This is a genomic window from Curtobacterium sp. AB7, assembly GCF_044909335.1.
GTDB lineage: Bacteria > Actinomycetota > Actinomycetes > Actinomycetales > Microbacteriaceae > Curtobacterium.
The window spans coordinates 253810-276323 of the sequence record NZ_JBIYED010000003.1 but is presented as its reverse complement, the minus strand read 5'-3'; the positions used below and the strand labels follow the sequence as shown (position 1 = coordinate 276323).

The 22514-nt window shown below is 71.4% G+C and carries 19 protein-coding genes; 13 read left to right on the top strand and 6 right to left on the bottom strand.

All coding sequences use genetic code 11. The features are described from left to right. Window positions 1-2: 2 nt before the first annotated feature. Window positions 3-365 carry an RNA-binding S4 domain-containing protein gene (locus ABH929_RS09790; protein WP_123292446.1) on the bottom strand — a complete coding sequence of 121 codons (363 nt, stop codon included), beginning with the start codon at window positions 363-365 and terminating at the stop codon, window positions 3-5. A 33-nt stretch (window positions 366-398) separates the two neighbouring features. On the opposite strand from ABH929_RS09790, the gene ABH929_RS09785 reads away from it, so the two are divergent. Both ABH929_RS09785 and ABH929_RS09780 read left to right on the top strand, forming a co-directional pair. Next, entirely contained in the window at window positions 399-656 is a 258-nt protein-coding gene (locus ABH929_RS09785; RefSeq protein ID WP_404561035.1) for a hypothetical protein, read from the top strand. Between the two features lie 171 nt (window positions 657-827). Beyond that, on the top strand, window positions 828-1991 hold the full coding sequence (locus ABH929_RS09780) for a hypothetical protein (protein WP_404561034.1): 1164 nt from the start codon (window positions 828-830) through the stop codon (window positions 1989-1991). Here the strand turns inward: ABH929_RS09780 and ABH929_RS09775 are convergent. Beyond that, entirely contained in the window at window positions 1988-3496 is a 1509-nt protein-coding gene (locus ABH929_RS09775; protein WP_404561033.1) for a S1C family serine protease, read from the bottom strand. The genes ABH929_RS09780 and ABH929_RS09775 overlap by 4 nt on opposite strands. Window positions 3497-3674: 178 nt before the next feature. Here ABH929_RS09775 and ABH929_RS09770 point away from each other — a divergent pair, with 178 nt between their 5' ends. The 5 genes from ABH929_RS09770 (at window position 3675) to ABH929_RS09750 (ending at window position 7758) form a co-directional block, all read left to right on the top strand. After that, entirely contained in the window at window positions 3675-4709 is a 1035-nt protein-coding gene (locus tag ABH929_RS09770) for a FecCD family ABC transporter permease (RefSeq protein ID WP_404561032.1), read from the top strand. Then, entirely contained in the window at window positions 4706-5716 is a 1011-nt protein-coding gene (locus tag ABH929_RS09765) for a FecCD family ABC transporter permease (protein WP_404561031.1), read from the top strand. Before ABH929_RS09770 ends, ABH929_RS09765 begins: the two co-directional genes overlap by 4 nt. Window positions 5717-5829: 113 nt before the next feature. Beyond that, complete coding sequence (locus ABH929_RS09760; RefSeq protein WP_404561030.1) at window positions 5830-6309, top strand: FHA domain-containing protein; 480 nt, start codon at window positions 5830-5832, stop codon at window positions 6307-6309. Beyond that, a complete protein-coding gene (locus ABH929_RS09755; protein WP_205462160.1) occupies window positions 6309-7013 on the top strand; it encodes a MerR family transcriptional regulator in 705 nt (234 codons plus the stop codon). The genes ABH929_RS09760 and ABH929_RS09755 overlap by 1 nt, the downstream gene beginning before the upstream one ends. A gap of 184 nt (window positions 7014-7197) precedes the next feature. After that, window positions 7198-7758 carry a MerR family transcriptional regulator gene (locus tag ABH929_RS09750; RefSeq protein ID WP_123312967.1) on the top strand — a complete coding sequence of 187 codons (561 nt, stop codon included), beginning with the start codon at window positions 7198-7200 and terminating at the stop codon, window positions 7756-7758. Window positions 7759-8344: 586 nt separating this feature from the next. Here the strand turns inward: ABH929_RS09750 and ABH929_RS09745 are convergent. Further along, window positions 8345-9166 (bottom strand): ParA family protein, encoded by an 822-nt coding sequence (locus ABH929_RS09745; protein ID WP_404561029.1) that lies wholly within the window; start codon window positions 9164-9166, stop codon window positions 8345-8347. 60 nt (window positions 9167-9226) lie between these two features. Between ABH929_RS09745 and ABH929_RS09740 the strand changes: the two genes are divergently transcribed. The 3 genes from ABH929_RS09740 to ABH929_RS09730 all read left to right on the top strand — a co-directional run bounded on the left by ABH929_RS09740 (window position 9227) and on the right by ABH929_RS09730 (window position 13399). Next, window positions 9227-12637 carry a pyruvate carboxylase gene (locus tag ABH929_RS09740; protein ID WP_404561028.1) on the top strand — a complete coding sequence of 1137 codons (3411 nt, stop codon included), beginning with the start codon at window positions 9227-9229 and terminating at the stop codon, window positions 12635-12637. A gap of 1 nt (window position 12638) precedes the next feature. After that, window positions 12639-13142: a peptide deformylase gene (locus tag ABH929_RS09735; RefSeq protein WP_111085801.1), complete on the top strand. Its 504-nt coding sequence runs from the start codon at window positions 12639-12641 to the stop codon at window positions 13140-13142. Between the two features lie 125 nt (window positions 13143-13267). After that, window positions 13268-13399: a hypothetical protein gene (locus tag ABH929_RS09730; protein WP_275897978.1), complete on the top strand. Its 132-nt coding sequence runs from the start codon at window positions 13268-13270 to the stop codon at window positions 13397-13399. A 111-nt stretch (window positions 13400-13510) separates the two neighbouring features. On the opposite strand, the gene ABH929_RS09725 is transcribed toward ABH929_RS09730, so the two are convergent. Continuing rightward, window positions 13511-15484, bottom strand: a complete 1974-nt coding sequence (locus ABH929_RS09725; protein WP_404561027.1) for an AMP-dependent synthetase/ligase — start codon at window positions 15482-15484, stop codon at window positions 13511-13513. A 122-nt stretch (window positions 15485-15606) separates the two neighbouring features. On the opposite strand from ABH929_RS09725, the gene ABH929_RS09720 reads away from it, so the two are divergent. The 3 genes from ABH929_RS09720 to ABH929_RS09710 all read left to right on the top strand — a co-directional run bounded on the left by ABH929_RS09720 (window position 15607) and on the right by ABH929_RS09710 (window position 18826). Further along, complete coding sequence (locus ABH929_RS09720; protein WP_111085799.1) at window positions 15607-16560, top strand: ROK family glucokinase; 954 nt, start codon at window positions 15607-15609, stop codon at window positions 16558-16560. 61 nt (window positions 16561-16621) lie between these two features. Beyond that, window positions 16622-17347: a 1-acyl-sn-glycerol-3-phosphate acyltransferase gene (locus ABH929_RS09715; protein WP_123292455.1), complete on the top strand. Its 726-nt coding sequence runs from the start codon at window positions 16622-16624 to the stop codon at window positions 17345-17347. Window positions 17348-17440: 93 nt separating this feature from the next. Continuing rightward, window positions 17441-18826 (top strand): class II 3-deoxy-7-phosphoheptulonate synthase, encoded by a 1386-nt coding sequence (locus ABH929_RS09710; protein WP_404561026.1) that lies wholly within the window; start codon window positions 17441-17443, stop codon window positions 18824-18826. A 170-nt stretch (window positions 18827-18996) separates the two neighbouring features. On the opposite strand, the gene pknB is transcribed toward ABH929_RS09710, so the two are convergent. After that, on the bottom strand, window positions 18997-21063 hold the full coding sequence (pknB, locus tag ABH929_RS09705; protein WP_404561025.1) for a Stk1 family PASTA domain-containing Ser/Thr kinase: 2067 nt from the start codon (window positions 21061-21063) through the stop codon (window positions 18997-18999). 82 nt (window positions 21064-21145) lie between these two features. Continuing rightward, a complete protein-coding gene (locus ABH929_RS09700) occupies window positions 21146-22444 on the bottom strand; it encodes a LysM peptidoglycan-binding domain-containing protein (RefSeq protein ID WP_404561024.1) in 1299 nt (432 codons plus the stop codon). Between the last annotated feature and the right edge of the window lie 70 nt (window positions 22445-22514).

The following is a 22514-nucleotide window of genomic DNA, read 5'->3' as shown; positions in this document are numbered from 1 at the left end:
CGTCAGTAGCCGCGGAGCTTCTCGAGGTCGCGGCGCTCCCGCTTGCTCGGGCGTCCGGCGCCGCGGTCGCGCATCGGGACGAACCCCGCCTCTTCCTTGGACAGCCGCGGTGGGGTCTTGTCCTCGAAGTGCTTCGCGGCCTCGGGCGCACTCGTCCGCTTCAGGATGATGCCGGTGACGACGACGATCCGGTCGAAGCCGTTCTGCCGCACCCGGACCTCGTCGCCGGGGCCGATCGGCTGGGCGGGCTTCGCGCGCTCCCCGTTCACCCGGACGTGCCCGGCCTTGCACGCGGCGGTCGCAGCGGAGCGGGTCTTCGTGATCCGCACCGCCCAGATCCAGCTGTCCACGCGAGCCTTGGCCATCCCCTCACTCTAGGCGGCCCCTACGCTGAGCGGGTGAGCACCGGGGAACAGGCGGCGATCGCGCGGAACCGTGCGCTCGGCGTGCTGCACGATGCCGCGATCGGGGACCGGCTCGTGGTGCGGGCACACCACGGCGACGGTGCACAGGACGCCCTCGGGGACCTCGTCGCTCGCACCCCCGACACCGTGACGATCGCCACCCGCCGCGGCCCGGTCGAGGTCCGGCTCGCCGACGTCGTCGCCGCGAAGCCCGTCCCGCCGCCTCCGGCCCCGCGCGCGCCCCGTCGCTGACGCATGCGAGTGGCGGCTCGGTGCGAGGTTGCTCACCCGGTGCGAGGTTGTTGTGCGGCACGGAGTGGTCAACCTCGCACCACGCGAAGCGCACGCCACGCGCCGCGCCCACCCGCGCGCGCACGGCGAGCCGCACCCCTCCGCACCCCGCACCCGACGTAGCCTCGTGCCATGGCAGTCCCCGTCCCGCTCGGCACCGAGGACCGCACCGCCCGCCTCACCCTCCGCCGCCCCGACCAGTGGCGCCGCGAGGACTCTGCCCAGGCGGACCTGCGCGTCACCGGCGACGACATCGTCCTCACCGTCCGATCCCGACCCAGCGACCGCGCGATCGGCGACGAGAACACGGGCCTCCTCGCGAGACTGCCCGGTTCCGTCGAGGGGCTGCTGCTCGTCGGCTGCGACACCTGGACCGCCGCCGGGGCTCCGGCGCGCCTGGTCGAGTACGTCCGTCCCGACGAACACGGCGACGTCGCGGGTGCGCACCTGCTGTTCGTCACCGGCCGGCACCGCGTCGACCTGACGATCGAACGCCCCCTGGCACGCCTGCTCGGGACCGACGAGCTCGTGTTCGCCGTCCTCGAGAGCGTCCGCGCCACCGAGCCGTCCCCGGTCCGCCCCGAGCGCGACCTCGAGCCGCTGCCCACCCCGGCGCCCGGCCCGGAGCTCGACGGCCCCCGTCTGAGCGCCGACGCGGTCGGCACGCTCAAGAGCCTCGCCGGACGCCGGTGGAACCCGACGCTCCTCCGCACCGCGGCGGGCCGCGAACTCATCGAAGCGGGCCTCGTCGGCCGACTCGGCACGCTGCCCGAGTCGACCCAGACCCTGCTCGAGCCGTGGCAGGGCGATGCCCAACCGGTCACGCTGGAACAGCACCTCCCCGACGGTGGCGAGTCGCGCCTCCAGGCCTGGTCGCAGACCGTCGTGGACGGGACCGCCGAGGCGGGCGCGGTGGTCGCCTCCGTCACGCCGGACCGCGCGGTCGCGCTGACGGCCGGGAGGCTCGGCATCGGCCCGACGTGGACCTTCCCGTTCCGCACGGGGTCGCTCCCAGGGCACCTGCTCGGCCGCCGGCTGGCCGGCGGCTCCGACGCGCCGGACCTGCCGGATGCCCTCGTCGAGGCGGACCCGCGGCTCGCGCGCTTCTGGGCCGCGCCGTGGACGGTGTCGTACCTGCGTCGGCCGGGCAAGCCGAAGCCCGTGACGATCGTGCGCGCCGAGGGGATCGGCTTCGCCCGCGTGGGCAAGACGGAAGCCGGGGAGACCGTCTTCCAGACGGACTCCCCGGCCAACGTGTACCGGTCGGTGGTGCGGGCGCTGCTTCCTTCCGCCTAGGCGGCCGGGCCGGCGGTCAGGGTGACGGTGACGGTCTTGGCGGCGCCCGTGCTGTCGGTGTAGCCGACCACGACCTTGTCGCCGACGGAGTGCGACTGCACGGCGGCGGTGAGCTCGTCCGAGGTCGTGACCGTGGTCCCGCCCAGGCTCGTGATCGTGTCGCCCTCGGCCAGACCGGCGCTCGCGGCACCGGAACCCTCGACCGTGCCGGCGACTGCGACGCCGCCCGTGGTGCCCGCGGTGCTGCTGACCTGGACCCCGAGGAACGCGGGCAGGCCGATGGTGATCGTGCTCGAGGACTCGCCGGCCAGGATCTTCTCGGCGATCGCCTTCGCGGTGGTGATCGGGATGGCGTAGCCGGTGACGTCCGCGGTGCCCGAGGACGCCGCGGTCGCCATGCCGACGACCTCGCCCTCGCTGTCGACCACGGGGCCGCCGGAGTCGCCGGAGACGATGTTCGCCGCGATCTCGATCAGACCGGACAGGGACTCGGTCCCGGTGCCGGACTCGCTCTGCACCTGGATGTCCTGGTCGGTGGCCGTGACGGTGCCCTCGGCCGCGACGAGGTTGCCCGTGCCCTCGGCGTTGCCGACGTCGGTGACGGTGTCACCCGTGCTCGGCTCGCCGTCGTCGTCGAGTGTGACGGTGGACAGGCCGGAGGCGTCCTCGAGCTTCAGGACGGCGACGTCGTTCGTGGCGTCGGTGCCGACCACGTCCGCCTTGTACTCCTTGCCGGTGGTCTCGTCGGTGACGGTGATGCTCGTGGCGCCCTGGATGACGTGGTTGTTCGTCAGGACCGTGCCGTTCGAGCTGAGGATCATGCCGGTGCCGGCCGCCTGCGAGGACTCGTCGTAGTTCAGGACGGTGTTGATCGTCACGACGCCCTTCTTCTGGGCGGCGGTCGCTGCGGTGGCGGCGGACTCGGTGCTCGTGCCGGTGCTGCCGCTGTCGGTCCCGTTGCCGGTGCCGTCGGTGCCGCTGCCGTCTCCGGGGACGGTGAAGCCGTTCGTGCCGCCGCTCGTCCCGCTGTCGGGCAGCGTCGTGGTGCCCTGCGACTGGCTCGACGTCGTGGTCGTGCTCTGCGAGGAGAGACCGAGGGCCGTGCCTCCGGCGGCACCGACGATGGCGAGGGCCGCGATGCCGGAGCCGATCATCAGCCCGAGGCGGCGCGGGCGCTTCGTGCCCGCCCCCGGGTGGTTCGCCGTCGCCGCGGTGTGTGCCCAGGCGTGGTGGGTGCCGGTGAGCGCCGGGCTGCCGATCAGGTACGGGCCGCGGCCGTCGGGGGAGTAGGCGTAGGGGCCGGAGCCGTCCGGTCCGTACAGGTACGGGCCGGAGCCGTCGAAGGCGTAGGCCGGACGGAGGGTGGCGGGGTCGGCATGGGGTGCCTCCGAGCGCATCCCGTACGCCTGCTGCTGGTTCTGCTGCTGCGCGCCGTCGGTCCGGGCGGTGCCCTGCTCGTCGTGCTCGCGGTCGGCGTCGGCGGCGGGGTTCGGGGTCTCGTTCATCGGTGCTCTCCGGTCGTCCCTCGACGACCCGGGCGGGCGTCGATGGAGACCATTACAGGCGGCGATCCAATGACGAGCCTATGAACGGACCCAGTGACTGCTCCGGGCTTGCTCGGGGGACGCCGAGTGGGCTGCCGGTTCGGTCGCCCGGGTGTCCATTAGGGTTGCCTTACTTCCCATGCGCTCCTCCACGTCCGCGCCACCGGCGCTCGCCTCCGTCTCCCGCCTGGTCGGGGCGACCGTGCTGGCCGTCGTCGTCCTCGCCGTGGCGTGCGCGCTGTCGATCGCCTACGGATCCCGGCCGATCCCGCTCCACACCGTGCTCGACACCGTCCTGCACCCGGGGCGGAACGACGAGATCGGGCTCATCGTGCTCGGCAACCGCGTCCCGCGCACCGTCGTCGGGCTCCTCGCGGGTGCCGCCCTCGGTGTCGCCGGCGCGGTGATGCAGGGGGTCACCCGCAACCCGCTCGCCGACCCGAGCGTCCTCGGCATCAACTCCGGGGCGGCCCTCGCCGTGGTCGTCGGCATCGCGCTCTTCGGGGTGAGCGGCACGGCCGCCTACCTGCCGTTCGCCTTCGCCGGTGCTGCCCTCGCGGCACTGCTCGTCTACGGGATCGCCGCGGTCGCACGGCGTGGGCTGTCACCGGTCGGCCTCGCGCTGTCCGGTGCCGTCGTCGCCGCCGCGCTGTCGTCGATCACGACGGCGGTGCTCGTCACGAATGCGAGCCTGCTCGACCAGCTGCGGTTCTGGCAGGTGGGCGCCCTCGCCGGCAAGGACCTCGGTACCGCCGGCATCATCACGGCGCCGGTGCTGATCGGTCTCGCCTTCGCGTTCGGCCTGGGCCGGTCGCTCAACACCCTCGCCCTCGGCGACGAGCTCGCGGCGTCGCTCGGGCAACGCGTCGTGCTCGTCCGGGCCGTCGGCGGACTCGTGACCGTCCTGCTCGCCGGCTCGGCCGTTGCCGCCGCCGGGCCGATCGCCTTCGTCGGGCTCGCCGTGCCGCACGCCGTCCGCCGGCTGAGCGGCCCCGACCACCGGTGGACCATCCTGCTGTCCGCGATCGTCGCGCCGGCGCTGCTGCTGGTGGCCGACGTCATCGGGCGCGTGGTGGCGTACCCGGGGGAGCTGCAGGTCGGAATCGTCACGGCCCTCATCGGTGCGCCGGTGTTCATCGCGCTCGTGCGGTCGAGGGCGGTGCGGGGCCTGTGACGGCGTCGACGTCTCTCCGGGGTGCGCTCGTCGGTGTCCGGCGCGAGCTCGTGGTCCTGGCGGTCGTCGTCGTCGTGCTCGTCGCGCTGGTGCTCGTCGGACTCGGGGTCGGCTCGATCCCGCTCACCCCGGCGCAGGTGGTCGGCGCGCTGTTCGGCCAGGGAGACCGCATCTCGGACTTCGTCATCGGACAGCTGCGCGGCCCCCGGGTGCTCGGTGCGGTCCTGGTCGGCGCCAGCCTGGGGGTCGCGGGCGCCATCGTGCAGAGCGTCGTCCGCAACCCGATCGCGAGCCCGGACGTCATCGGCATCACCTCGGGTGCCAGTGCTGCGGGTCTCACCGCGATCGTGTTGTTCGGGGCTTCCGGCGGCACCCTGTTCTCGGTCGTGCTCGTCGGCGCGGTCGTCGTCTCGGTCGTGATCGCCGGACTGGCCTGGCGGCGCGGGATCACCGGCAACCGGGTCGTGCTCGTCGGGATCGGCGTCTCGGCGATCTGCCTGAGCATCACGGGGTGGATGCTCACCAGCGGCACCGTCACCCAGGCCGGCACTGCGCTGCTGTGGTTGTCCGGCAGCCTGAACGCCGTCGACCGGAACCTGGTCGGCGTGCTCGGCGTCGCGTTCGTCGTGCTGTTCCTGCTGGCCCTGCTGCAGTCGTCGCGCCTGACCGTCCTGACGCTCGGCGACGAGGTCTCGGCGGCCCTCGGGCTCCGGCCGGACCGTGCGAAGGTGCTGCTGCTCCTCACCGCAGTGTGCCTGACCGCCGCTGCGGTCGCCACCGCCGGGCCGGTGTCGTTCGTCGCGCTGATGGCGGCACCGATCGCCCGTCGGCTCGTCGGCGGAGGCCGCGTCGCACTCGGGCCGGCCGCCGCGGTGGGCGCGGCGATCACCCTCGGCAGCGACCTCATCGCCCAGTTCGCGATCCCCGGCAACGCCCTGCCCGTCGGCGTGGTGACGGGTGTCGTCGGCGCCCCGTACCTGCTCTGGTTGCTCGCGCGCGGTCGCTGAACCCGGACCGCGCGTTCGCGCACCGCGGACGATCGTCCACAGGCCCAGTTCGGGGCTGCCGCTGGAGCCCTCCTTTCCGATACGCTGGTGGGCCAAGAGGAGGAGGTCCACCGATGCCAGATCCAGTGGTCCCGCAGCCCGACGGTCAGAAGACCCCGGAGCAGCGGCTGGTCGACACCACGCTGACCTTCAGCATGGACATGGGCGCGGCGCTCACCGCCGAATCCGGTGTCTCAGCCGAAGAGCGCGAGGCGGTCAACGCCCTACCGTCCGGATCGGCGCTGCTCGTCGTGCGCCGCGGTCCGAACGTGGGTGCGCGGTTCCTCCTCGACTCCGACGTCACGACGGCCGGTCGACACCCCGACGCCGACATCTTCCTCGACGACGTCACGGTGTCCCGCAAGCACGCGCAGTTCCTGCGGCAGGGCACGTCCTTCACGGTGAAGGACAACGGCTCCCTGAACGGCACGTACTTCGACGGTGCACGCATCGACCAAGCGCCGCTCACCGACGGGGCCGAGGTCCAGGTCGGCAAGTTCCGTCTGACGTTCTACGCGTCCCGGGTCGACCTGGCGCGCCTGGCGAACGCGTAGTGGCCGCACGGTCCGCTGCGGCCCGGGCGGGGTCAGCGGCACCGGACCTGCTCACGATCGGGCAGGTCCTCGCTCGCCTCAAGCCCGAGTTCGCGGACCTCTCGAGTTCCAAGCTGCGCTTCCTCGAAGAGCGTGAGCTCGTCACGCCGATCCGCACGGCCAGCGGGTACCGCAAGTTCTCGGCTGCCGACGTCGACCGCCTCCGGGTGATCCTCGGCCTGCAGCGCGACCACTACCTGCCGCTCAAGGTCATCAAGGACTACCTCGCCGACCTCGACGCAGGGCGCGAGCCCGTGCTGCCTGGTGGTGGGGACGCCCCGCGCCCCTCGATCCTCGGGCGCGAGCGCCGGTACACCCGCGACGAGACGGCCCGAGCGGCCGGCGCGTCCCCGATGCTCTTGGCCGACGCGGTCTCCGCATCACTGCTCCCCGCTTCCGAGACCTACGGCGAGGACAGCGTGTCCGTCCTCAAGGCACTCGTCGAGCTGCAGCGGACCGGCATCGAGCCGCGACACCTGCGCACGCTCCGCAGCACCGCCGAGCGCGAGGTCGGACTCATCGAATCCGCGCTCATGCCCGTGTCCCGCCGCGGCGATGCGACGTCGCGGGCGAAGGCCACGGAACTCGCACGCGAGATCGCCGTCCAGCTCGAGGTCATCCGCTCGAGCCTCATCCGCGCGGCGATCGGTCGTCTCGACGCATGATCCGTTCCGGTGCTCCGCGGGGGCTTGTGCGTCAGTGGGTGGGGCGTATCCTCGACACGCCGGACGCGCCGAGTCGGATGTCCCGCGCGGGAGCGGTCGGAGTCGCTACCGTTGACCTCGGAACAACTCTCAACCCGTCGTTGAACCTTCGGGTGGGAGCTCGATCGTCGTGGAAGGCAAGCGCATGAGTGGGAACGACACCCCAGGCACCGAGTCGGACACGACGCGGTACGACCTCGGGCTGCTCTTCACCGACGGCCTCCCAGAACACGACGAGCAGAACGGCTACCGCGGAACCGTCGCCGCACGTGCAGCCGGCATCTCGTACCGACAGCTCGACTACTGGGCACGCACCGAACTCGTGCAGCCCACCATCCGCGGCGCTGCCGGCTCCGGGTCGCAGCGCCTGTACGGCTTCCGCGACATCCTCGTGCTCAAGCTCGTCAAGCGCCTGCTCGACACCGGCATCTCGCTGCAGCAGATCCGCACCGCTGTGAACCAGCTCCGCGAGTCGGGCGTGTCCGACCTCGCCCAGACCACCCTGATGTCCGACGGCGCCTCGGTGTACCTGTGCACCTCGGACGACGAGGTCATCGACCTGGTGTCCCGCGGCCAGGGTGTCTTCGGCATCGCGGTCGGCAAGGTCCTGCGAGAGGTCGAGACCTCCTTGGTCGAGCTCGACGCCACCGCGGCGGCCGACCCGTCCGACGAGCTCGCCGCGCGTCGGGCTTCCCGCGCTTCCTGACCCGCGCTTCTCCGCTCGGGTCGTCCCATCGGACTGCGCGGCTCTGATCGGTCGCGACTTGTCGCCTGCGCGACGCCGACTGGTCGCAACTTGTTGCCTGCGACGCTGCTGGGCGACGGTTGCTGACCTCTCGCCGGAACTGAGCGGGATGTCGTGGCCGCTGGGCGTGCTGGGGCCGGGCGTGTCCGCGTGGTTGCGCCTCCCGGCGGTCGTGGACTGGTCGCGACTTGTCGCCTGCGCGACGCCGACTGGTCGCAACTTGTTGCCTGCGACGTTGCCGGCCGACGGTTGATGACCTGTCGCTGGCCGTGGGCGGGATGTCGTGGCCGCTGGGCGTGCCGGGGCCGGGCGCGTCGGCGTGGTCGCGCCTCCCGGCGGTCGTCGACTGGACGCGACCTGTCACCTGCGCGACGCCGAGTGGTCGCGACTTGTCGCCTGCGCGACGTCGAGTGGTCGCAACTCGTCGCCTGCGACGCTGCTGGGCGACGGTTGCTGACCTCTCGCCGGAACTGAGCGGCATGTCGTGCCCTCTCGCGCCGCAAGTGGATCGTGCGAACTCGGCTGTCAGCGCGACCGCGCCCCGAGGCTACGCGCCAGCAGCACCCGAGCCATCGGCGTAGGGCCCGATCTTGCCGGTCCGCATGATGCGCTCGAGCAGCTGGTCGAAGTTGCGCGCCATCTCCTGCGCGGACTCGCCGGGCCACACGTGCAGGGGCTTCGCGGCACCCTGTGCCTGCTGCAGCGAGGTCCGCTCGGGCAGCTGCGGCGACAGGACGAGCGGGCCGAACATGTCGCGAAGTTCCTTGATGCGGAACTGGTGCTCGAGCGACTGGACGCGAGCACGATTCACGATGATGCCGAGCGGCTGCAGGCGGGGGGAGAGACCGCGGCGGATCTCCTCGATGGCCCGGAGCGCGCGGTCGGCGGCGGCGACGGAGAACAGGCCGGGCTCGGTGACGACCGTGACGCGGTCGGACGCCGCCCACGCGGTGCGCGTGAGGGCGTTCAGCGACGGCGCGCAGTCGATGAGCACGAGCTCGTAGTCCTGCTCGACGTTGGCCAGGGCCTCTTCGAGCTTCCAGATGTCGCGGATGGAGGGGTGCGGCCCGTCGAAGTTGATCGCGGACGGCGACCCGACCATGACGTCGATCTTGCCCTGCGAGCCCTTCGTCCACCCGGACGGGGCGATCGCCTGACGGACGATCTTCTCCTTCGGGTTCTCGAGGACGTCGGCCACGTTGAGGTGTCCGGCGAGGTTGATGTCGAGGCCGGTCGAGACGTCGGACTGCGGGTCGAGATCCACCACCAGCGTGCGCAGTCCCTTGGCGAAGGCGGCCGAAGTCAGGCCGAGCGTCACCGTCGTCTTGCCGACACCGCCCTTGAGGGAGCTCACGCTGAGTACATGCACGATCAGCAACGTTACCGCCACTAGGGTTGTCTCACCTCAACCCGGGCTGAAAGGGACGTCGTGTTCAGCAAGATCCTCGTGGCGAACCGTGGTGAGATCGCCATCCGCGCGTTCCGTGCCGCGTACGAACTGGGGGCGCGCACCGTCGCCGTCTACCCCTACGAAGACCGCAACTCCCTGCACCGCCTGAAGGCCGACGAGGCCTACCTGATCGGAGAGCGGGGCCACCCGGTCCGGGCGTACCTGGACGTCTCCGAGATCATCCGCGTGGCGCGCGCGTCGGGCGCCGACGCGATCTACCCGGGGTACGGCTTCCTGTCCGAGAACCCGGAGCTCGCCGCCGCGGCCGCCGCAGCCGGCATCACCTTCATCGGTCCGGGCGAACACGTGCTCGAGATGGCCGGCAACAAGGTCACCGCGAAGGAGCACGCGATCGCGGCCGGTGTCCCGGTGCTCGCGAGCACTCCGGCGAGTCGCGACATCGAGGAGCTCATCGCCGGCTCTGACGCCATCGGGTTCCCGGTGTTCGCCAAGGCCGTCGCCGGTGGTGGCGGTCGTGGCATGCGCCGGGTCGAGACCAAGCCCGAGCTCCGCGCGGCACTCGAGGCAGCGATGCGCGAGGCCGACAGTGCGTTCGGCGACCCCACCATGTTCCTCGAGCAGGCGGTGATCCGGCCGCGGCACATCGAGGTGCAGATCCTCGCCGACGCGACGGGCACCGAGGCGGGCACGATCCACCTGTTCGAGCGGGACTGCTCCGTGCAGCGTCGCAACCAGAAGGTCGTCGAGATCGCCCCGGCGCCGAACCTCGACCCCGCCGTCGCCCGTGCGCTGCACCGCGACGCGGTCGCCTTCGCCCGCTCGATCGGCTACGTCAACGCCGGCACCGTCGAGTTCCTCCTCGACACGGAAGGTGAGAAGAGCGGGCAGCACGTCTTCATCGAGATGAACCCGCGCATCCAGGTCGAGCACACCGTCACCGAAGAGGTCACCGACGTCGACCTGGTGCAGTCGCAGATGCGGATCGCCTCGGGCGAGTCGCTCGCCGACCTCGGCCTGTCACAGGACACCGTCTCCGTGCACGGGGCCGCGCTGCAGACCCGCATCACGACCGAGGACCCGACGCAGGGCTTCCGGCCGGACACCGGCCGCATCACCACGTATCGCAGCCCCGGCGGCGCCGGTGTGCGCCTGGACGGCGGCACGGTCGCCACCGGCGCGCAGATCAGCCCGCACTTCGACTCGATGCTCGCCAAGATGACGTGCCGCGGACGCGACTTCCCGACGGCCGTCGCCCGTGCGAAGCGGGCCCTCGCCGAGTTCCGCATCCGCGGCGTCAGCACGAACATCCCGTTCCTGCAGGCCGTGCTCGAGGACCCGGACTTCGCCCGTGGCGACGTCTCGACGAAGTTCATCGAGGAGCGTCCGCAGCTGTTCAGCGGCCACGTGTCGAAGGACCGCGGCACCAAGGTCCTGAACTGGCTCGCCGACGTCACGGTGAACAAGCCGAACGGTGAGCGGTCGCCGCTGGTCACCGACCCGAGCACCAAGCTCCCCGCTCTCGACCTCAGCGCCCCGGTGCCCGAGGGCCAGCGCGACCTACTGCTGGCGCAGGGTCCGGCCGAGTGGGCGAAGGCACTCCGCGCCCAGACCCGGCTCGCCGTGACGGAGACGACGATGCGCGACGCGCACCAGTCGCTGCTCGCCACCCGCGTACGCACGAAGGACCTCGTCGCCGTCGCACCGTACGTCGCGCGGCTCACGCCGCAGCTGCTGAGCGTCGAGGCCTGGGGCGGAGCGACGTACGACGTCGCCCTCCGGTTCCTCGGCGAGGACCCGTGGGAGCGCCTGGCCTCGCTGCGCGAGGCGATGCCGAACATCCCGATCCAGATGCTGCTGCGCGGCCGCAACACGGTCGGCTACACCCCGTACCCGACCGAGGTGACGGACGCGTTCGTCGCCGAGGCCGCCGCCACGGGCGTCGACGTCTTCCGCGTGTTCGACGCGCTCAACGACGTCAGCCAGTTGCGACCGGCCCTGGAGGCAGTGCTCGCGACCGACACGGCCGTCGCCGAAGCAGCGCTCTGCTACACCGCCGACCTCCTCGATCCTGCCGAGGACCTGTACACGTTGGACTACTACCTCCGCCTGGCGGAGCAGATGGTCGAGGCCGGCGCGCACGTCATCGGCATCAAGGACATGGCCGGGCTGCTCCGCGCCGGCGCCGCCGAGAAGCTCGTCGGCGCGCTGCGCGAGCGCTTCGACCAGCCCGTGCACGTGCACACCCACGACACCGCCGGTGGGCAGCTCGCGACGCTCCTCGCCGCAGCGCGTGCCGGTGCGGACGCGGTGGACGTCGCCTCGGCGCCGATGGCCGGCACGACGAGCCAGCCGAGCATGTCCGCGCTGGTCGCCGCCCTGGCCCACACGGAGCGCGACACCGGCCTGTCGCTCGACGCGGTCGGCGACCTCGAGCCCTACTGGGAGGCGGTCCGTCGGGCCTACGCTCCGTTCGAGTCCGGGCTGCCGGGTCCGACGGGCCGGGTCTACAAGCACGAGATCCCCGGCGGTCAGCTGTCGAACCTCCGCCAGCAGGCGATCGCGCTCGGCCTGGGCGACCGGTTCGAGCAGGTCGAGGACTGGTACGCCGAGGCGAACAGGATCCTCGGACGCCCGACCAAGGTCACGCCGTCGTCGAAGGTGGTCGGTGACCTCGCGCTGCAGCTCGCCGCGGTGAACGCCGACCCGGCCGACTTCGAGCAGAACCCGGACAAGTACGACATCCCGGACTCCGTCGTCGGGTTCATGGCCGGCGAGCTCGGTGACCTGCCGGGTGGCTGGCCGGAGCCGTTCCGGACGAAGGTCCTGGCGGGCCGCGACGTCCGCCTCGAGATCACTCCGGTGCCGGACACCGAGCGCGCGCACCTCGACGCCCAGGGGCCAGAGCGCCAGCAGGCGTTGAACCGGCTGCTCTTCCCACAGCCCACGGCACAGTTCGAGCGGGTGCGCGAGCAGTACGGCGACCTGTCCGTGGTGCCGACCGTCGACTACCTGTACGGGCTGCGCCCCGGGCAGGAGCACGTCGTGCCGCTCGGCAAGGGCGTCGACCTGTTCGTCGGGCTCGAAGCGATCGGCGAGGTCGACGACAAGGGCATCCGCACGGTCATGGCCACGATGAACGGGCAGCTCCGCCCGGTCTCGGTCCGCGACCGGTCGATCGAGGTCGAGACGAAGGTCGCCGAGCAGGCCGACAAGTCCGACCCGAAGCACGTCGCTGCGCCGTTCTCCGGTGTGGTGACGCTCAAGGTCGCCGTCGGTGACGTCGTCGAGGCCGGAGCGGCCGTGGCGAGCATCGAGGCGATGAAGATGGAAGCGGCCATCACGGCGCCCGTGGCGGGCACCGTCGGCCGTCTCGCGATCCCGGCGACCCAGCAGGTGGACGCCGGCGACCTCCTGGTGGTGCTGCAGTAAATTGACCGTCCGTCCCATCCGCCTGTTCGGCGACCCCGTCCTCCGTTCGCCTGCGGACCCGATCGCTCCGGCGGCACTCGGGTCGAGCGGGGTCCGCGACCTCGTGCAGGACCTGATCGACACCGTCAAGGAGCCCGGCCGCGCCGGTGTGGCCGCGCCGCAGATCGGTGTCGGACTCCGCGCGTTCTCGTACAACGTCGACGGCGAGGTCGGGTACGTCCTGAACCCCGAGATCGTCGAGGTCTCGGGGGAGCCCGAACTCATGGAGGAAGGGTGCCTTTCCGTCCCGGGGCTCGGCTACCCGACCCGGCGGCACCCGTACGCCAAGGTCCGCGGCGTCGACGTCGACGGTGCCGAGGTGGTGCTCGAAGGCACCGGGCTGATGGCCGAGGCGCTGCAGCACGAGGTCGACCACCTGGACGGAACCGTCTACGTGATGACGCTCGAACCCGAGGTCCGACGGCAGGCGCTGCGGGACATCCGGGCGCAGGAGTGGTTCCACTGATCCGCTGGTCATGAGTGCCTGCTCATGACACCCCCACGGGGGATTGTCGCTTTGTCCTGACGAAGAGGTACCGTATCGGCGTCGGCCTCCCACCGGCAGCCCATCCCACCCCCCAGGACTCCCGCATGACCATCCAGAACGACGAGCTCAGCTCGCACCGCACCCGCACCAACCGTCGTCCGGCCGACACCACCGTCGCCACCGGTTCGACCGCCGTCCTCGACGCCCCCGCGACGGAGCAGTCCCCGGAGGCCTGAGCCCCGCGCGCACCTGCACCCCGCGCGCACCTGGCGGAATCGGGCGTACCTGGTCGGAAGAAACGACCCGGTACGCCCGAAACGACCCGGTACGCCCGAATCGACGGGGCGCTACGCGCGGCGCCCGCGTCGCTCCTCGATGACGGGCGTCGCGGTCGTCTGCACCTTCGACCCCGAGTAGATGTGGTCGATGTCCGCCGCGAAGTCGCGCAGGATCACCGACCGCTTGATCGTCAGCTTCGGCGTCAGGTGTCCGGAGCCCTCCGTCAGCTCGGTGTCCAGGATCGTGAACGACCGGACGGACTCGGCTCGTGAGACCCGGCCGTTCGCGGTGTCGATCGCCTCTTGCACGGCGGTGAGCACGCGTTCGTCGTACGCGGCCTCGTGCGCGGAGAGCGCCGGGCTGATCCCGCGACTCTCGCACCACCCGGGGAGCATCTCGCGGTCGAGCGTGACGAGGGCGGCGATGAAGGGCTTGCCCTCGCCGACGACCACGACCTGCCCGACGAGCGGGTGCTCGCGAACGCCGTCCTCGAGCGGTGCCGGTGCGACGTTCTTGCCGCTCGCGGTGACGATGAGCTCCTTGGCGCGTCCGGTCACCGTCAGGATGCCGTCGTCGTCGAGCCGTCCGAGGTCGCCGGTGCGGAACCAGCCGTCGTCGGTGAAGGCCTGCTCGGTGGCCTCGTCGTTCCGCCAGTAGCGGTCGAACACGTCGACGCCGCGGATCAGGATCTCCTGGTCGTCGGCGATCCGGATCTCGACCCCGGGCAGTGCCGGTCCGACCGTCCCGATGCGCAGGTCCGCCGCGCGGTTCACGGTGGCGGGCGCGGTCGTCTCGGTGAGCCCGTAGCCCTCGAGGATGAGGACCCCGATCGACCGGAAGAAGTGCGACAGTCGCGGTGAGAGCGGCGCCGAACCGCTGACCGCGTACTCGGTGCGGCCCCCGAGGGCGTTCCGGAGCTTCGCGTAGACGAGCTTGTCGAACAGTTTGAACTTCAGGCCGAGCACGAGCGGGACCCGACCGGCGGCCAAGGCCTCGGAGTGGGCGACCGCGGTGTCCGCAGCGGCCCGGAAGACCTTCCCCTTGCCACCGAGGTCGGCCTTCTGCTCGGAGGCGTTGTAGATCTTCTCGAACACCCGGGGGACCGCCAGCAGGAAGGACGGCTTGAACGACGACACGGCCTGCATGAGGTCCTTCGTGTCCGGCTCGTGGCCGACCAGGACCCCGGCGGACACGGACATCGCCGCGATGAACCGGGCGAACACGTGGGCCATCGGGATGAAGAGCAGGGTCGAGGCGCCGTCCGCGACGACCTCGGGCATCGCGACGCTGGCGTTCTCGACCGTCGCGGTGAAGTTGTCGTGTCGCAGGACGCACCCCTTCGGGCGTCCGGTCGACCCGGAGGTGTAGATGATTGTCGCGTCGTCGTGGCCGTGGACCGATGCCGTCCGCGCGTCGAGTTCGTCGTCGGTGACGTCCTCGCCGAGCCGGGTCAGGTCGTCGAGCCCGCCGCCGTCGATCGTCCAGTGCTGCCCGAGGTGCGGCAGGTCCGGGGCGATCGAGGCGACCCGACGCGCGTGCTCCTCCTGCTCGACGACGATCGCGACGGCCTCGGAGTCGGAGAGGATCCACCGGACCTGGTCGGGGGAGCTCGTCTCGTAGACAGGCACGGAGACCAGGCCTGCCGTCCACACCGCGAAGTCGACGAGGGTCCACTCCAGTCGGGTGCGGGACAGGATCGCGACGTGGGCGCCGGGCTCGAGGCCGGCGGCGACGAAGCCCTTCGCGATGCCGCGGACCCGTGCCAGCACCTCGCCGGCGGTGATCGTCGTCCACGTGTCGCCGTGGCGCTGGGCCAGGATCGGACGCGACGGCGTCAGTCGGGCGCGGTCGCCGAGCAGCCGCGCTGCCGAGCCGTGGTCAGGAGCGACGGGGCCGCTCGTCGGACGCGAGGCGTGCCTCCCGGTCGGATCGCCGACGCTGTCGGTGACCGCCCCGTCGGGACGTGCGAAGTCGGTGACCGCGCTGTCGGCGAGAGCACCGTCGGTGGTGACGCTGGCGCGTTCGGGTCGCTGATCGTTCACGGTGACTCCCTTGTCTGCCGGTTCGATTCGAGTGCGCCCCTTCCTGCGAGGCGACACAGTCAGCATAGGACGCGTCACCGGGCGTTCCGTGAGTTCGCGGTGAACCGGTAGGCTCTTGGACCGTGCACGCCATCGGAATCGACATCGGGGGCACCAAGATCGCGGGAGCGGTCGTGACGGAACTCGGCGAGATCATCGCCGAGGACCGCGTGGCCACCAACGCTGCGGACCCGAACGCCATGCTCGACGACGTCGTCTCGATGGTCGAGCGACTCAGCTCAGGGCACGAGGTCGGCGCGGTCGGCGTCGCGGCCCCGGGCTTCATCGACGCCTCGCAGTCGATCGTCTACTACACGCCGAACATCCGGTGGCGGAACGAGCCCCTGCGCCAGAAGCTGCAGCAGCGCCTCGGCGACCTGCACATCACGGTCGACAACGACGCCAACGCCGCCGGGTGGGCCGAGTTCCGCTTCGGCGCCGGCCGGCTCGTCTCCGACATGACGATGCTGACCATCGGCACCGGTGTCGGCGGCGCCATCGTGACCGAGGACCGCCTGTTCCGCGGCGGGTTCGGCACCGGCGGCGAGATCGGCCACCTGCGCATCGTGCCGAACGGTCTGCCGTGCGGCTGCGGTGCGCGTGGCTGCATCGAGCAGTACGGCTCGGGCCGCGCCCTGCAGCGGATGGCCAACGACGTCGCCGACGCCGGCGGCATCGGGTCTGCGCTGGCCGACGCGCGCGAAGCCAACGGCGGCGAGCTCGACGGACACATCGTGGGCGACCTGATCCTGGCCGACGACCCGGGTGCCCTCGCGGCGCTCCGTCGCCTCGGTCGCCACCTCGGTGAGGCCTGCGCCTCACTGTCCGCGGTGCTCGACCCGCAGCTGTTCGTGTTCGGCGGCGGGGTCGCCAGCGCGGGGGACCGCCTGCTCGACCCGATCAAGCAGGCGTACCTCAACAACCTGCCGGCGCGCGGCTACCACCCCGAGCCGGACTTCGTGATCGCCGAGCTGGTGAACGACGCCGGAGTCGTCGGCGCCGCCGACCTGGCCCGCATCCACGCCCGCACGGCGTGAGCGCGTGCGGGTCCGCACGGCGTAGGGTCACTCGAGCCCGCCCCACCACCTGGAGTCGTCGATGACCTACTGGCTGCTGAAGAACTTCCTGCTCGGCCCGCTCATCCTCACCCTGTTCCGACCGTGGGTGGTCGGCCGTGAGAACGTCCCCGCCAAGGGCCCGGTCATCTTCGCGTCCAACCACATCTCGTTCATCGACTCGGTGATCCTGCCTGCCGTGCTCGACCGGCGGCTGTCCTTCCTGGCGAAGAGCGACTACTTCACCGGGCGGGGACTCAAGGGCTGGGCGACGAAGACGTTCTTCAACGCCATCGGCCAGCTGCCGATCGACCGCTCCGGCGGCAAGGCGTCCGAGGCGTCGCTCCGCACCGGCCTGCAGGTCCTGGCCCGCGGCGAGCAGCTCGGCATCTACCCGGAGGGCACCCGCAGCCCCGACGGCAAGCTGTACCGCGGTCGCACCGGCATCGCGCGGATGATCCTCGAGGGCCGGGTCCTCGTCGTCCCCGTCGCCATGGTCGGCACGCGCGAGGTGCAGCAGATCGGGCAGCGCTTCCCGAAGATCAAGCGCGTCGGGGTGGTGTTCGGCAAGCCGCTCGACTTCTCGCGCTTCCAGGGCTTCGAGACCGACCGGTTCATCCTGCGCAGCGTCACCGACGAGGTCATGCACGAGCTCGCGGGGCTGAGTCGTCAGGAGTACGTCGACGTCTACGCGACGAGCGTCAAGGAACGCGCGAGCTCTGCACGCGAGGCAGTCATGCGGGAACGGAAGTCGTCGCCCGCACGTTAGGCTCTGATGGTCCCGGCACTCCGCCGGGACGCCCGTTCTGCCGCCTTCCGGCGGCCAGGCGGGCCGCCCGCACAGAACACCGAGGTAACGCCCTTGTCCGAGTCGACCGACTTCGTCGCCCTGCAGGATCCGGACGTCATCGAGGGTCTCGACTATTGGCGCACCCTCCCCATCAAGCAGCAGCCCACGTGGCCCGACGCCGCGGCAGCCGAGGCAGCCTCGGCCGAGATCGCCACGCTGCCGCCCCTCGTCTTCGCGGGCGAGGTCGACAAGCTCCGCGAGCGGCTCGCCGCCGCCGCACAGGGCAAGGCGTTCCTGCTGCAGGGCGGCGACTGCGCCGAGACGTTCGCCGGCGCGACCGCCGACTCCATCCGCGACCGCGTCAAGACGATCCTGCAGATGGCCGTCGTCCTGACCTACGGCGCGTCGATGCCCGTCATCAAGATGGGGCGCATGGCCGGGCAGTTCGCCAAGCCGCGCTCGAGCGACTTCGAGACCCGCGGCGACGTCACGCTGCCCGCTTACCGCGGTGACATCGTGAACGGCTACGACTTCACGCCGGAGAGCCGGACGGCCGACCCGCGCCGCCTCGTGCAGGGGTACCACACGGCCGCGTCGACCCTGAACCTCGTCCGCGCCTTCACGCAGGGTGGTTTCGCCGACCTGCGCCAGGTGCACTCGTGGAACAAGGGCTTCGCGTCGAACCCGGCGAACGCCCGCTACGAGCACCTCGCCAAGGAGATCGACCGCGCGATCCGCTTTATGGACGCCTGCGGTGCCGACTTCGAGGCGCTCAAGCACGTCGAGTTCTACGCCTCGCACGAGGGTCTGCTCATGGACTACGAGCGCCCGATGACCCGCATCGACTCGCGCTCCGGTCTGGCCTACGACACGTCCGGCCACTTCATCTGGATCGGGGAGCGCACGCGTGACCTCGACGGTGCCCACGTGGACTTCCTGTCGCGGGTGCGGAACCCGATCGGCGTGAAGCTCGGCCCGACCACGAGCGTCGACGACATGAAGGCCCTGGTCGACAAGCTCGACCCGAACCGCGAACCCGGCCGTCTGACGTTCATCACGCGCATGGGTGCCGGCAAGATCCGCGACGAGCTGCCCAAGCTGCTCGAGGCGATCAAGGGCATGGACGCCAACCCGCTGTGGGTCACCGACCCGATGCACGGCAACGGCCTGACCACGCCCACCGGCTACAAGACCCGTCGGTTCGACGACGTCGTGGACGAGGTCCTCGGCTTCTTCGAGGCGCACCGGCAGGTCGGCACCTACCCGGGCGGCATGCACGTCGAGCTCACCGGTGACGACGTCACGGAGTGCCTCGGCGGGTCGGAGCACATCGACGAGGCCACCCTCGCGACCCGCTACGAGTCGCTGTGCGACCCGCGGTTGAACCACATGCAGTCGCTCGAGCTCGCGTTCCTCGTGGCCGAGGAGCTCGGCGCGCACCCGCACGTGCGCGCGTAGCGCGACCACCATCGGACGGGAGGCACGGTGCCAGCTGGCACCGTGCCTCCCGTCCGCCGTTCCGGCGCGTCTCGGGCCCGACCCGAGTCTCGGGGCAGGCGACAGTCCTCGGGCCCGACAGCGCGAGAACTGTCGCCCAGGCCGAGACTCGGGGCAGGCGCGCGCGACCGCTACTGGTCGTAGGAGAGCGTCACCGTGTCGCCGCGGTACACCGTGGCTCCGGCGCCCGGGTCGGTACCGGTCACGGGGAGCTTCGACTTCCAGTCGTAGAACCCGCACAGGATGTTCGTGCAGTCGGGAACGGAGACCTTGAGCCCGAGTCCCTCGAGCGTCGCGGTGGCCTCGTTGATCGTGGCGCCGACGACGCCGTCCTCGGGCACGGTGATCGGTGCGGGGCCCTTCGACACGACGACGTCGATCGCGGTGCCGCGCACGGCGGGGGAGTCCTGCACCTTCGCGGAGACGATCTGTCCGGAGGGGACGTCCTCGCTGAACTCCTCGGTGCGGGCGCCGAGGATCAGGCCGACCGCGTCGAGCTCGGCGGAGGCCTGGTCGACGGTCTTCCCGACGACGTCCGGCACGGCGCCGAGGGACACCGTGAGCGTGATCTGGCCGGTCTCGCCGTAGGCCGTGACCGACGTCAGGTCGAGCGCCTTGCCGCCGGACGCGCGGCCGGTCGCCGCGATGACGGTGTCCTTCGCGGCGTCGGCCGAGAACTCGTACTGGTTGTCCTGCAGCTCGAAGTCGTCGTCGAGCGCGGCGGTGACGGTCGAGATCGGCTGCCCGACGATCGCCGGAAGCGCGATCATCCTCGGCCCGTTCGACACGACGAGCTGCACCGACGTGCCCTTCTGCACCTCGCGCTTCGCGGCCGGCTTGGTGATGGACACCTGTCCCTTCGCGACGACGGCGTCGAACCGGGTTCCGGTCTTCGACGCCGCGTGCAGGCCCTGGGCTTCGAGCAGCTGCCGGGCCTGCGAGACCGACTTGCCCGTCACTTCGGGGATGCGCACGTTGCCACCCGGCCCCGGCCCGAAGTACCAGCCGAAGCCCGCGCCGATGAGCAGGAGCACCACGAAGACCGACAGCGCGATCCAGCCGCGCTTGCGACGCTTGGCGGAGAGGTCGGCCAGGCGCTGTCCCGCGGGCGAGAGCACCCCGGGCTGCGCGCCCGTGCGGCGCGGGCCCGGACCGGTGTTGCGGTTGCGTGCGGCGGGACGGCTCCGTTCCGGGGAGTCGATGATGGCCGTGGCGTCGGTCGCGGCCGGCGCGTCGGCGGCAGCAGCACGGGCACCAGCGGCAGCAGCGCCGACACCGGCCGTGGTCCCGCCGCCGGACGGCAGGATCGCGGTCGCGTTCTCGGGCCGCAGCACGGCGGTCCGGTACTGGCCCGTGGCGCGCTGCTGGTTGCCCGCCATGTGGTCGAGCATCTCGCGGGCGTCGCGTGGGCGGTCCTCGGGGTCGCGGGCGGTCGACCAGGCGACGAGCTCGTCGAGCTCCGGGGGCACACCGGACACCGCGGCGCTCGGGACGGGCACCGTGTCGTTCGCGTGCTGGTAGGCGATCTGCATCGGCTGCTCGCCCTTGTAGGGCTGCTCGCCGGTGAGCATCTCGTAGAGCATGATGCCGAGCGCGTAGATGTCGCTGCGCGAGTCGGCGGCGCCACGGGTGACGAGCTCGGGGGAGAGGTACGCGATCGTGCCGAGCAGGGCGGCCCCGGTCGCGGTGTTCGCCGTCGTCGCCCGTGCCAGGCCGAAGTCGCCGAGCTTGATGCGGCCGTCGTCGGCGAGCAGGACGTTCTCGGGCTTCAGGTCACGGTGCACGATGCCGGCGCGGTGGGCCGAGGCGAGTCCGGCCAGCACCGCGCGCAGGATGTCGGTCGCCTGCTCGGGCGTCAGGGCGTGGTGCTCCTGCAGCAGGTCCCGCAGCGTGATGCCCGGGATGTACTCCATGACGATGTACGCGGTGTCGTCCTCGGCGCCCTGGTCGTAGACGCCGACCAGGTTGGGGTGGGACAGCCGCGCGGCGGACCTCGCCTCCTGGATGAAGCGCTCACGGAAGGCCTGGTCGTCGGCCAGGTGGCCGTGCATGATCTTGATCGCGACGCGTCGCTCGAGGCGGACGTCGGTCGCGAGGTACACGGTCGCCATGCCCCCGCGCGCGATGCGGGAGCGGACGCGGTACCGCTGATCGATCATGCGACCGATCATCGGATCCGTGGCGGCGTTGGTGGTCATCGGCGGCATTCTACGAATCGAGACTGCACGGGACCGCACCGGCGCACCGGTCGTGACCGAATCTCGATCTTCCGGATGAGACTCAGAGGGTGGCCAGCCAGCCCTGGGCGGCGCTCGCCCAGTTGGCGTAGGCCTTCGGGTACGCGGAGAGCTGCACGGCCTGGGCGGCGTCGGTGATGCTCATCGACGACCAGCCGGGCACGTCGAGCAGCCCGCGGGTCTTGCCGACGTTCGGGTTGCTGCGACCGCCGAAGAACAGCTTCGTCGCGTACGCCGGGTCCTGCAGCTTCGCCGCGCTGCCCCAGCCCTGGCTCGGCCGCTGCTGGAACAGGCCGACCGAGTCGCGGTCGCCGTGGGGCAGGTTGCGAAGGCTCGACTCCTGCATCGCGGCGGCCAGGGCCACCACGATGCCGCGGTCGGACACCCCGAGGGAGCGGCCGACGGCGACGATGGTCGCCGCGTTCTGGCGCTGCTCGGCACTCAGGCCGACGGCGGCGCTCACCGCGGCACGCGACGGCGCCGTGGCGGTGGTCGCAGCAGTGCTCGACGACGGGATGACGAGGGTCTTGCCCGCGTAGATCGTGCTCGTGTAGGTCAGGCCGTTCGCCGACAGTAGCGAGGCGACGGAGACGTGGTGGGACGCAGCGATCGAGCCGATCGTGTCGCCCGAGGAGATCTTCACACTGGATTTCGACGAACCCGACGACACTGCGGCCGTGGACACCGAACCGCCACCGGACGAGCCGTGCGGCACCCGGAGTGTCTGGCCGGGGTAGATCACGCTGCGCTGCGAGAGCTTGTTGGCGCTGAGGAGCGCCGTGGTCGACACGCCGACGCGCGACGCGATGCCGGACACGGTGTCGCCGGACTTGACGTGGTAGCTCGAGGTGCTCGACCCCGAACCGGACGTCGATCCGGCGCTCGTGGTCGTGCGCGCCGTGGTCACCGCGGGCGTCGACGCCAGGTGCAGCGTCTGTCCGGGGTGGATGATCGTGTTCCAGCCGAGGCCGTTGCGCACCAGGACCTCCTGCGCCGACAGGCCGAACCGGGCGGCGATTCCTGAGACCGTGTCGCCCTGACGGACGGTGTAGTTCGTGGGCACAGCGCTCGTGGGGGCCTTCGTCGTCGCGGCGATCGTCGTGACGACGGTCTGCGACGGACGTGCGACCGCGGTGCCGAAGACCGGACGGTTGCCGACGGTGCGATCCTGGTCGACGTGACGCTTGTGGTTCGCGTCGGCGTCGTCGTGTCGCGGTTCGGCGTGCGCGATGGGGCCGGTCAGGCCGGCGGTCACCGCGATCGTGCCCGCGAGGACGATGGGCATGGTCGCGAACCGGGCGGATCGTGCGCGCCGGGCGGCTTCGTCTGCAGCGTTGTCCACGGTTTCTCCTGATCTCGACTGTCCCGTGCGCGTGCATGCGCGCACTCACAGGTGGCACAACGCTGGCATG

Bases quoted from the DNA above. Each gene is read 5' to 3' on its own strand.
- ABH929_RS09790 (WP_123292446.1), bottom strand. From the start codon at position 365: ATGGCCAAGGCTCGCGTGGACAGCTGGATCTGGGCGGTGCGGATCACG.
- ABH929_RS09780 (WP_404561034.1), top strand. From the start codon at position 828: ATGGCAGTCCCCGTCCCGCTCGGCACCGAGGACCGCACCGCCCGCCTC.
- ABH929_RS09775 (WP_404561033.1), bottom strand. From the start codon at position 3,496: ATGAACGAGACCCCGAACCCCGCCGCCGACGCCGACCGCGAGCACGAC.
- ABH929_RS09770 (WP_404561032.1), top strand. From the start codon at position 3,675: ATGCGCTCCTCCACGTCCGCGCCACCGGCGCTCGCCTCCGTCTCCCGC.
- ABH929_RS09760 (WP_404561030.1), top strand. From the start codon at position 5,830: ATGCCAGATCCAGTGGTCCCGCAGCCCGACGGTCAGAAGACCCCGGAG.
- ABH929_RS09750 (WP_123312967.1), top strand. From the start codon at position 7,198: ATGAGTGGGAACGACACCCCAGGCACCGAGTCGGACACGACGCGGTAC.
- ABH929_RS09730 (WP_275897978.1), top strand. From the start codon at position 13,268: ATGACCATCCAGAACGACGAGCTCAGCTCGCACCGCACCCGCACCAAC.
- ABH929_RS09715 (WP_123292455.1), top strand. From the start codon at position 16,622: ATGACCTACTGGCTGCTGAAGAACTTCCTGCTCGGCCCGCTCATCCTC.
- pknB (WP_404561025.1), bottom strand. From the start codon at position 21,063: ATGACCACCAACGCCGCCACGGATCCGATGATCGGTCGCATGATCGAT.